This window comes from Chryseobacterium sp. T20 (assembly GCF_047345655.1).
In the GTDB taxonomy this organism is placed as follows: Bacteria; Bacteroidota; Bacteroidia; order Flavobacteriales; family Weeksellaceae; genus Chryseobacterium.
The window spans coordinates 88,671-98,888 of sequence record NZ_JBLFDU010000016.1 but is presented as its reverse complement, the minus strand read 5'-3'; the positions used below and the strand labels follow the sequence as shown (position 1 = coordinate 98,888).

9 protein-coding genes are annotated in these 10,218 nt (G+C 37.6%); all 9 read right to left on the bottom strand.

Going from position 1 to position 10,218, the window contains the following annotated elements; all coding sequences use genetic code 11:
* Positions 1–173: 173 nt before the first annotated feature.
* The 9 genes from ACMA47_RS23535 to ACMA47_RS23495 all read right to left on the bottom strand — a co-directional run bounded on the left by ACMA47_RS23535 (position 174) and on the right by ACMA47_RS23495 (position 9,894).
* Positions 174–902, bottom strand: a complete 729-nt coding sequence (locus tag ACMA47_RS23535; RefSeq protein WP_413931747.1) for a M17 family peptidase N-terminal domain-containing protein — start codon at positions 900–902, stop codon at positions 174–176.
* Positions 903–1,165: 263 nt separating this feature from the next.
* The gene (locus ACMA47_RS23530; RefSeq protein ID WP_413931746.1) at positions 1,166–2,533 is read right to left on the bottom strand and encodes an alginate export family protein; all 1,368 of its coding nucleotides are present in this window, start codon (positions 2,531–2,533) and stop codon (positions 1,166–1,168) included.
* Positions 2,530–2,961 carry a DoxX family protein gene (locus ACMA47_RS23525; protein ID WP_413931745.1) on the bottom strand — a complete coding sequence of 144 codons (432 nt, stop codon included), beginning with the start codon at positions 2,959–2,961 and terminating at the stop codon, positions 2,530–2,532. Before ACMA47_RS23525 ends, ACMA47_RS23530 begins: the two co-directional genes overlap by 4 nt.
* 182 nt (positions 2,962–3,143) lie before the next feature.
* Entirely contained in the window at positions 3,144–4,916 is a 1,773-nt protein-coding gene (locus ACMA47_RS23520; protein ID WP_413931744.1) for an amidohydrolase, read from the bottom strand.
* 59 nt (positions 4,917–4,975) lie between these two features.
* A complete protein-coding gene (locus tag ACMA47_RS23515) occupies positions 4,976–5,665 on the bottom strand; it encodes a hydrolase (RefSeq protein WP_413931743.1) in 690 nt (229 codons plus the stop codon).
* A 45-nt stretch (positions 5,666–5,710) separates the two neighbouring features.
* Positions 5,711–6,586 (bottom strand): pirin family protein, encoded by an 876-nt coding sequence (locus tag ACMA47_RS23510; RefSeq protein WP_413931742.1) that lies wholly within the window; start codon positions 6,584–6,586, stop codon positions 5,711–5,713.
* A 478-nt stretch (positions 6,587–7,064) separates the two neighbouring features.
* Positions 7,065–7,649, bottom strand: a complete 585-nt coding sequence (locus tag ACMA47_RS23505) for a Crp/Fnr family transcriptional regulator (RefSeq protein WP_413931741.1) — start codon at positions 7,647–7,649, stop codon at positions 7,065–7,067.
* 10 nt (positions 7,650–7,659) lie between these two features.
* On the bottom strand, positions 7,660–7,971 hold the full coding sequence (locus tag ACMA47_RS23500; RefSeq protein ID WP_413931740.1) for a hypothetical protein: 312 nt from the start codon (positions 7,969–7,971) through the stop codon (positions 7,660–7,662).
* A gap of 312 nt (positions 7,972–8,283) precedes the next feature.
* Complete coding sequence (locus ACMA47_RS23495; protein WP_413931739.1) at positions 8,284–9,894, bottom strand: Na+/H+ antiporter; 1,611 nt, start codon at positions 9,892–9,894, stop codon at positions 8,284–8,286.
* Between the last annotated feature and the right edge of the window lie 324 nt (positions 9,895–10,218).

Here is a 10,218-nt window from a genome sequence, read left to right as displayed (position 1 = left end):
TTATCAGAAAAACTATTTACAAGTAGGCACTTAATTTTTTAGCATATTTATTTGCAAGTTAACATAGAACGTTTAAACAAATTGCTTTTTGGATATGTAATCGTAATCATTTTTATACAAAAAGCCCCCTTATAAAAAGGAGGCCGGATCAACAATGTAATGAAACTAGTTCATTATTTCTTTTTTACTTCTGAAATGGCATCGGAAATTCCTCCGCCTGCGGTTTCAAAGAAGGCAGGACCAGCCAGAAGGTATACTTTTTCTATTTTTTTGGTGGTGGATAATTTATGTTCTTTCAGGTAATTTTCAGAACGGTTGGCATGTACAATTCCTCTTACCACATTTCCCGCTACCAAAGCAGTTGGAGAATCTATTCCGGCATCTTTCAGATCGCTGGCGAAGGCAAAATTGGTAACGCCTAATCTCATGGCTTCACGGGCTGCCACTTCCCCTACGGAAGTCATTAAATCTGGTGTAAATTTATTACGGTCACCTAAACCGATCAGTAATAATTTCTTTGCAGACATCGATCCTGCAGGCGGTGTAATTAAAATGGTTTCCAAAGAATGCCCCTGAAACTGTCCTGTTTTTCTAAGGTTGGTAAGTTCTCCTTTTAAAGCCTCATCCAGATGAACCAATCCGTTCAATTTAGCAGGTAATGCCTGAGCACTGAAGATGTCTCCTTCTGTATATTCGAAAACACAGGCTACCTGAAGCTGGGCGTCAGCAGACGATGGCCCCTGTACCAATCCTATCATGGAAATTCCGTCTACAGTTCCCCAGGTTTTGGAAGTTCCGATCGCTGTGGTTTTTGCAGGAGTTGTGGTTGTAGTTTGTGCAAAGTTTAATGTAGATAATGCTAAAGCTGCAATTACCAGTGAGTGTTTTAATGTATTTTTCATGTGATTTATTTTTTGTTGTTTGTTACGGGGGTCGAGTTGCGGGTTATTTTTGTTGCGGGTTGTAAGTTTTGTTTGTTGGAACAATGCAAGGACGCTAAGCTTTTTAAGGTTTCCGTTTTTAAGGCGCAAGTCGCTTCGCTCCTGATATTTTTTTCTTTTTCAAAGGTAGTTTCTGTGATGGAGAGGTGCATTGATGTGGGGTAATTGTTCAATTTATTTTCAAATTATCTCATTTTCAAATTTTCAAATTCCCTATGTTTTTTTTAAAATTTAAATACAATTCTGGAATTGATGAAAAGTCCGTCTTTGTGGTTGTCAATTACGTCGTTGATGAAGGCTCCGGTATTGAAATATTGTATTCCTGTGTTAAAAGTTAAAAATGAATTGATCTTATAATTAAAACTTCCTAAAAATGCGGTTCCGATGTATCTCTTTTTTGAGTTGGAAGACGGTAGGTTTAATGTTCCGCTGGGTCTGTAAATTCCGTCTTGAGTAGAATATCTCCAGTTGAAAACTACATCTGCCTGTACTGTTATTTTTTTATCTAAATCAATGGTCGCATAAGGATGGATATCAATTAAATTTACCGGACCAATCTGAGGATTAAATCCAAAATAACCACCTTTCGGATACAAAGGGTTGAATGTTCCCAATTTTCCGTCTCCTTTATTGCTGTCCCCTGAGATATAATCATTTCTAAGATTGATAGTCGGTTTTCCTTTTATATTTTCAAACATATATCCGATGTCTGCAGAAGCCGTCCATGCACTGATATTCCCTTTATTAAAGTTCCCAAACTGATAGGCCGCTTCAAAATTGTAAATAAAACCCCCTCCATATTTCCAGAATCTTCCCCCGAAAGTATGTCTGTTCTCATCGGAAAGCCCGTCTTCAAAACGTACATCTTTTCTGTGAATTCCCAGATAATAAAGCTCCAGATTTCCGCTTCTGGGAATAATCCATGTGTTGTAACTTCCCCAAAGATTGATTGATTTTGAAGATTTGTTATCAAATGCTCCCGGGCTTATTTCACTGGCAGCCATCATAAAGGCATCAGATCTGAAATTTCCTCTTTTGTACATGAATTTTAATCCATCAAAATAGAGTCTTAGGTTCGGACCTTCTCTCACGGAAATCAGTCTTCCGCTTCCATAATCAAGTTCTTGTCTTCCGGCACGCACTGTAAGCTTTTCTTTATCATTTTTCAAAATATCAACATCAATGAAGAGATTCTGGATATTCAAATGGTCTTCATCAATAGGTCTGGGACCGTTTTTTCTTCCATTTTCCCATGCACTTCTCACCTGTCCGAAAATTCTTACTCTTGAGCCCAGATGCAAATCTGCATGTACATTGTATCTTTGAATCAGAAAAGGATTGCTTCCAATGTCCATTCTTCCCCAATCTTCATTATTAAAGTCTACAAATTCAAGTCTGGCTTCTCCTCCCAATGACAGATAATGGTTGTTTTTTTCTGCAAGCGGTATGTATTTGATAGAGTTGTAAAAAGTTTTTGCAGAGTCTTTATAGGAAGCATAATCTTCATCAAACCTCATCAGCTTGAATTGAGCAGAAATTTGAAACGGAATAAAAATCTGCAGCAACAGTACAATGGCAATCAGTTTTTTCATGATGATTTCTTTGTTAAATAATGATCCACTGAATATCTTCCAGCTCCCATAAACAGTAAAAACAGGAAACATAAACTGTACATAAAAGGAGTATCTTTTACCAATAAAGCATCATTCCAATGGAGAATAAAGTATCCTGTAAGCGTCACCGCTAAGATCGGCAACACAGCAATTCTTGTGAAAAAACCAAAGATTACAAATACCGGAAATACCAGATTGGCAGCATCAGCAAAAAGGCTGTTGAAAGCTTCAGGAAGATGCAACGGGTTGGGTACCTGCTCTGCTTCTGAAACGCCTACTCCTATTTTTTTTAATCCGTGAGCTACGATTAATTCTACGGAAAGTAAAACTCTGAACACTAAAAGTGCTGCATCGGTTAATTTTCTTCCGGGATTGGTATTGGTGATGATATGGATTAACTTTTTCATGATTGGAATGAATTTTAGCTATGAATTAAATTGATTGTCGTGATTGTATTAATACTGGGTTGACCACCCTGTCAAAAATTTTTTGAATTTTTGCCACCCCTCCAAGGGAGGGGAATTTTTACCCCTTCAGTTGGAATATTGGTTGATAATTAATTGATTAGAAACCTTTGTGATTTAAAAAATTATTTTGTCTGATAGCCTCCGTAATATTTTACCGGTGACCAGTCCGGAATTACTTGAAGTGGTGCTGGAGCTGCTGTTTTGTAGGTTTCATCTCCGTACACTACTTTCCCATCTACGATTGTCAGTTTTGAAGTGATGTTTTTGATATCTTCATCATTGACTGTGAAATAATCTTTATCCAAAATAGTAAGATCTGCAAAGTATCCTTTTTGTATTTTTCCTTTCTGGTAGTCTTTGATGAGTTCGTATCCTCCGTAGGTAGAAAGTGATAAAGCTGTTTTTCTGTCCAGCGTATTTTCTTTACCCATTACCTGAGTTCCTCCTATTGTTTTTCCTGTGGTGATCCAGTATAAAGCTACCCATGGATTGTAACTTGCTACTCTTGTTCCGTCAGTTCCTAATCCCACCGGAATTCCCATTTCCAACATTTTTTTCACGGGAGGAGATGCCAAAGCCGGTTTTTTACCATACCTGTGGATGAAACTTTCTCCCTGATACGCCATTCTGTGTTGTACTGCAATTCCTCCACCCAACGCTTTGATTCTTTTCATATTATCTTCGGTAACAGTTTCTGCGTGGTCAATGAACCATACTAATCCATTCAAAGGGGTTTCTTTATTAACTTCTTCTATGACATTTAAAAATCTGGTGATACTTTCATTATACGTTGCATGGATTCTGAAAGGCCATTTGTTTTTTACCAGAAGACTTACTACTTCTTTCATATTTTTCTCCATGGTAGCAGGAAGTTCAGGTCTTGGGAAAAGGAAGTTTTCAAAATCTGCTCCGTCTGACACCAGGTTTTCTCCTCCTCCGTTGACATGATAATCGATTTCATTAAAATCATTGTGACCATGATCATCAATTTCCACCATTCCGATCCATTTGGTATAATCTGCAAGTTCAGATCCTTTTTTCTGGGCAAATAAATAATAAGGAAGACGAACGGTAATTTTCCCCTGTTTGTTCAACTGATCTGTTGTTCCGTAGTCATCCGGAAAATTCTGAAATCCTCCACCTGCGTCCATTACGGCAGTCACTCCTAATCTGTTCAGTTCAGTCATATACTGGAGCGTAGAATTCACTTTTTCTTCTTCTTTCAGCTCCGGCAGTTTCGCCAATGTTGAATAAAGAATAAATGCATTAGGTTCTGCCACCAGTAATCCTGAAGGATCTCCGTTATTGTCTTTTTCAATTAAACCTTGTGCAGGATTGGGAGTGTCTCCATTGATGTTCAGTTCTTTTAATCCGGCTTTGTTTAACCAGGCTTTTCCATAGAGATACATGATGAAAGTAGGAACATTTCCTGTAGCTTCATTAATTTCAGTCAGTGTAGGAAGTCGTTTTTCTTCAAACTGATATTCATTCCAGCCTCCGATGACCCTTACCCATTGTCCTTTGGGAGTTCTCTGAGCCTGTTCCTTCAGCATTGCTAATGCTCTTTTCAAAGATTTCACACCATCCCAACGAAGTTCGGTATTGTAAAATCTTCCTCCACGAATCACATGCAAATGACTGTCAAATAATCCTGGAATGACTCTGTTTCCTTTGGCGTCAATGACTTTTGTATTGCCGTTTTTTAATTTTAAAATCTGGGCATTGGTTCCCACCTGTAAGATTTTGTGATCTTTGATGGCAACAGCCTGTGCTTCCGGATTTTTATCATCCATTGTGGTAATCTTCCCGTTGGTAATGATCATGTCTGCTTTCTGAGCATTCAGAATTCCTGCTGCCAAAACCGTGGAAAGAGTAAGTATATTCAGTAGTTTCATTATTTCAATATTTAAGGTTGAAGGTTTCGGCAGGCTTTCAGCCTGCCGAAACAGCTCCATTAGTGTTTTAACATTTCCTGAGCATACTGAATTCCAATACCGTAAGCTCCACCATGTTTTTTCATCAGGTCATTAACCGGTTTGTACGTTTCTTTTCTTGCCCAGTCTCTCTGCAGTTCCAATACATACTGAACAGAGGTGATAGGATGTGCTCCTGCCTGAACCATACGGGTGATTGACTGATCGTGCGCTTCTTTAGAAATATCCCCTGAAGCATCTGTTACTACATATACATCATATCCTTCGTCAATCGCTGATAATACAGGTCCTACGATACATACACTTGTCCATAATCCTGCGAAAACCAGTTTCTTTTTATTTTTTCCTGTAATGGCTTTGTGAGCGTTAACATCTTCCCATGTATTCATGGTAGTTCTGTCTACATATCCGCTTGTTGCTTGCGGATATACTTCTGAAATTTCTGGAAAAACAGGTCCGCTGAATGATTTTTCTGCCACCGTTGTTACTACTGTAGGAACATTAAATATTTTTGATCCACCTGCTACCAGTGCCACATTATTTCTTAATTCTTCCATGCTGATGCTTTTTGTAGCGAAAGCCATTTGTCCTTCATGGTCGATGAGTACTACTGCGTGATTGCTAGGATTTAATAATGATTTTCCAGGGTTTTGAGCTGATGCTGTTAATGATAATAAACCAGCTGCAAATGATAGGATTAATTTTTTCATAATAATTTAAAATTTAAGAGTTGTTATTTTTGTTTAATTTTTTATTTATAGTGTCATTGGTACTTCCATCAAAAGGATTTCCGTACCTTCTTGAAGAGTTTTGATCGTAATTTCCTGAATATCCCAGACTCCGAATCCGTCACGTTCTTCTATGATCTCACCTCCTATTTCTGCGCTTCCTTTAAGGATGAAAGCATAGATTCCATTTCCTTTTTTTCTGATCTGGTAATTGGTTTCTTTATTCTGATCAAAAGTTCCCAGATGAAACCATGCGTCCTGATGAATCCATACACCTTCGTCATCTGCATTAGGGGAAAGAATCTGTTGAAATTGATTATGACCTTTGGTTTTGTCTAAAGTGATCTGATCATATCGCGGGGTCACATTTCTTTTTTTCGGATAAATCCAGATTTGAAGGAATTTTACCAGTTGATCACTGTTTTTGTTGAATTCACTGTGCATAATTCCGGTTCCTGCACTCATCACCTGAATATCTCCACTTCTGATCACCGCTGTATTTCCCATACTGTCTTTGTGTTCCAGGTCACCTTCCAAAGGAATACTGATGATTTCCATATTGTCGTGAGGGTGTGTTCCGAATCCTCTTCCTGCTTGCACTTTATCATCATTCAGGACTCTCAATACTCCAAAGTGCATTCTTTCAGGGTTGTAATAATTGGCAAAACTGAAAGTGTGCTGGCTCAACAGCCATCCGTGATCTGCTTTCCCTCTTGAGTCGGCTCTGTGAATCACAGAGTTTTCTTTTATTTTTGATTCTGTATTGGGAAGATGATTGTATCCGATCGGTTCTAATGGTTCGATCTCGTCGATGTCATTTTTCATAGCACTGGCCAAAGAAGCTGATGCTACAAACATTCCTGTTCCCAATAATCCTTTCTTTAAAAAATCTTTTCTGTCCATATCAGATTGTTATTTGTTCTTGTTTGATAGGACAAATTTAGAGAGACCGGAAACCCTGCACATTTAACTAGTTTAATAAATGACTTTGCAGCAAAAAAAAATGCCGGATACTTTTTTATCCGGCAGTATGAGTATATTGGTTTGTTGTTTTTGGAAAGCACAAGAGGCTTTTTACTCTTAGGAACTATTTAATTTGAAAGAATAATTTAAAGAATAACTTTATTTAGATTCCTACGGAATGACAAACTGTGTGGGTAAGCCCATTGTTGCAATTGTGTCATTCCGTAGAATCTCTGTATAGATGATAAGTCAAAAAATAGCTGGAAAACGCAAAGGCGCAAGTTGTTTTTTAAGCTAAATATTTTTAAGGCGCAAGGATTTTATCTCCGATGAAATGGGTGACTATAATTTCACAGGAATATTCACACCTATAAAATCCATGCAAATCTCTGCAATCTGCAAGTATAAAAACTAAGATTTATTTCTCCTTTGAAGCAAGACGCTTTCTGATGGTACTGACAAATTCTTTTGAAACTCCCAGATAAGAAGCAATGTAATACTGAGCTACTCTTTGCGGGATTGAAGGATATACTTTGATGAACTCAAGGTATCTGTCTGATGCGGTTTTGGAAATGGTATTAACCAGTCGGCTCTGCAGGGTTGCCAGGTTTCTCTGAACCAACATTCTGAAAACCCTTTCAAATTTAGGAATCTCCTGTAATAGTTTTTCTTTCGTTGAAGGATTCAACATATAAATTTCTGAGTCTTCCAGTGTTTCAATATAAACCTTAGAAGGTTTCTGCTCCTGAAATGAGGCGATATCACTGATCCACCAGTCTTCAATGGCAAATAACAACGTTACTTCAGAACCATTATCATCCAAACAATACATTCTTACACATCCTTTGTGAATATACCCTTCAAACTGGCAGATCTCTCCTTCTCTGAGCAAAACCGTTTTTTTGGGAAACGACTGGCAAACAAGCAGATCTGTAAAGGTTTTTTCTTCTTCCGGAGTGATGGAGATAAATCTTGTAATGTTTTTGATGATATTTTCGAACATACTATCAGGTTTATTCCTGCAAATTAGGAAAAAGACTGTAAACTTCATTCTTTAAAAGTCCACTTCCACCTCCGTAATGATCAATTACTTTAACATCCTTATCTAAACCGGCACAGAATTCTTTGATATCTTTCTCAAAGTCATCTTCCAATCCGGAGCTTAAAAGGACTATATCCACCGTATTATTCTTTATATATTCATAGCAGAAATTTTCATCACTTTGTATTTCTGCTGTCCAGCCTTCATTATTTTCTATAATTCTTTTTAAAGTATCCAGAATTTCCTGGTTCTTTCCAATGACTAAAAAATGTAATGTTTTCATTTTGTTCAATGTTTAAAGTTTAAAATTCAAGGTTCAAGGTTCAAAGTTCAGAGTTTAATGTTTATATTGTTAACGTAAATGGTAAAATGACGATTTAGATTCCTACGGAATGACATAGTGTGTGAATAAATAAAGTGCTTAGTTTGTCCATTCCGTAGGAATTTACACTCCTATAATTTCAAACGCACCTATACTCAAATTCTCCAACTCATATCCAAAACCCCGAATCTCGAAACCTACCTCCACACTAACAACTCTAATACTCTCAAACCCTCCGACTCTCAAACTCAAAATCCGCATCCCGAATCCCTCCTACAAATGCTTATTCCCTGTAATTTTCAACTCATTCAGATCCAGCTGTGATTCTGCTTTTCTAATCTCATCATCACTGAAAAGTTTTTCGCGTTTCATTGTAAACAGTTGTTTTCGCTGTAAGGCAAATATATCCAGCATCACTTTGTGATATTCTGCCATATCATTTCGTCTGTTGGTGCACATTTCAATAGAACTTAAATGATTCTGGTGAAGTTTGATATCACTTTCCAAAGCATTTTTAAGATTCTCCAACAAACCATTGCTGTTCACTGCTTCATTGTATTCGTTATCAAGTTTATCGACAGCAAGCTTATCCAGTCTCATCTGAATTCCGGCCTGCTGTTCATGGGAAGGTAGAATATGGTCTATCTCTCCTATTTTGGTTAATTTAATCACTAAAGGCAAGGTAAGTCCCTGAAACACCAATGTCACAAAAATAACAACGAATGTGATAAAAATGATCAGGTTTCTCATTGGAAATTCAGCTTGTGAATTCATCATAACCGGAATAGACAAGGCTGTTGCCAGGGAAACCACTCCTCGCATTCCTGCCCAGCCTATAATCAGAGGATTTTTCCATCCCGGACTTGGATCACGGCGGGCTTTTTCACTGAACCATCTAGGGAGATGAGCTACAGGATAAATCCATAAAAGTCTTACCACAATGACGATCAAGCTTATAATCAAACCATATTTAATACCTTCCATTACTGAAATTTCACCTAGTCCATTGATGATATCCGGAAGTTCAAGACCTATTAATACAAAAACCAAAGCATTCATCACAAAAATCAGGGTGTTCCATACTCCTGTCATATTGATTCTTGTGGTTCCTGTTTTAAAAATCTCATGAGCACGGAAAGACATAAACAATCCTCCGCTCACGACAGCCATCACTCCCGAAAAATGAAAATGTTCTGCAGAAAGAAATAAAATATATGGCGTCATTACCGTAAGTGCTGCATCAATAGCTGGTGTAGTGGGCAAAAAACGGTGAATAGCATAAAAAATATGTGCTCCAACAATCCCTACAACGACACCCATTCCCGCTACCAGAAAAAACTGTCCGGTCGCTTCGTGCATTGAGAAAGCACCTGTCATTACAGCTGCCAGAGCAAATCTGAAAACAATCAATGAAGAGGCATCATTAATCAGACTTTCTCCTTCCAGAATGGCAATCGTACGTTTGGGAACTTTTAATCCTTTTAAAACTGTTGTGGCTGCTACGGCATCCGGTGGCGAAACAATTCCTCCCAATAAAAATCCTAATGCCAGGGTAAATCCCGGAATCAACATTTGGGAAGTATAAGCAACCACCAGAGAAGTTAGAAATACCAGCCCGAAAGCCAACAAGCTAATAGGACGTTTCCATTTCCAGAAGTCATTCCATGAAGTATACCAGGCCGCTTCGTATAAAAGTGGTGGTAAGAAAATCAGAAATATAATCTCCGGATCCAGCTTTAAAACAGGAACTCCGGGAATAAGGCTAATCCCCAATCCGGCAAGAACCAGAAAGATAGGATAGGCAATTTTAATCCGCTGTGCCAGCATGACCAGCATCATAACGAGTAATAAAAGTCCAAGGATTAAAAGGAGTTGTTCGTGCATGTTTTTTAGAAGTTAGAAATTAGAGGTTAGAAGTTAGTTTTTAGGTTTGGGTTATTTAGGTTTGGGCTAAAGCCAGTGATTTTTTGTTTTTTGTTTGGCGGGCTAAAGCCCACCTCTATTGAATGCTTATTGATGTATTGGGTTAGATTCCTAAAATGTAATAACCACAAAAGTCACAAAGTTTTTGTTTTAAAATGTTTAAGAAGTTTAATAAAAATACTATATAAAGATCACATAAGAGAAAAATCAAAGATTTTTATAAAACTTAAGTATTCTTGTCAAAAGTTCAATATTAACTTATAAAATCTTTTGTGACTTTTGTGG